The organism is Sulfitobacter sp. HI0129, assembly GCF_001635395.1.
Taxonomy (GTDB): Bacteria; Pseudomonadota; Alphaproteobacteria; order Rhodobacterales; family Rhodobacteraceae; genus Sulfitobacter.
This window is the reverse complement of the sequence record NZ_LWGH01000949.1, coordinates 1-503: the sequence shown is the minus strand read 5'-3', so window position 1 is coordinate 503 and position 503 is coordinate 1. Positions and strand designations below refer to the sequence as shown.

1 protein-coding gene is annotated in these 503 nt (G+C 66.0%); it reads left to right on the top strand.

The features are described 5' to 3' along the window. Nucleotides 1–321: EscU/YscU/HrcU family type III secretion system export apparatus switch protein (locus A3764_RS21180; RefSeq protein ID WP_201722487.1), on the top strand; the 321-nt coding region annotated here is incomplete at its 5' end. Nucleotides 322–503: the final 182 nt, after the last annotated feature.

The following is a 503-nucleotide window of genomic DNA, read 5'->3' as shown; positions in this document are numbered from 1 at the left end:
ACCGCCAGCGTGATCCTGACCAACCCGACCCATTACGCCGTCGCGCTGCGCTACGAACAGGGCAAGGATGACGTGCCCCTCTGCGTGGCCAAGGGTGCGGATGTCATGGCCGCGCGCATCCGCGAAATCGCGCGGGAGCATGACATTCCGATGATCGAGAACCGCCCCCTCGCCCGCGCCCTCCATGCGAGCGTCGAAGTCGATGAACGCGTGCCGGTCGAACACTGGCAGGCGGTGGCGGAGATTATCGGCTACGTGATGGATCTGCGCCGCAACAACAGGCGCACCCCCCCCGAAGGGTCCACCTTGCGCGAAGAATGAAGGCGCGCGCCCCGCTCAGCGCAGGCGCAGCCCCTCAAGGTTGCGGTCGGCGGGCAGCTTCGATTGTTCCAGAATGATCTTGGTGATCAACCGCGCGCGGACGAGGCTCAGTTCGCCCACCACCTGCGCCGCGTCCCGTTCGGGCATAGCACCGATCACCAGCACGGCGGTCTCGATATCGA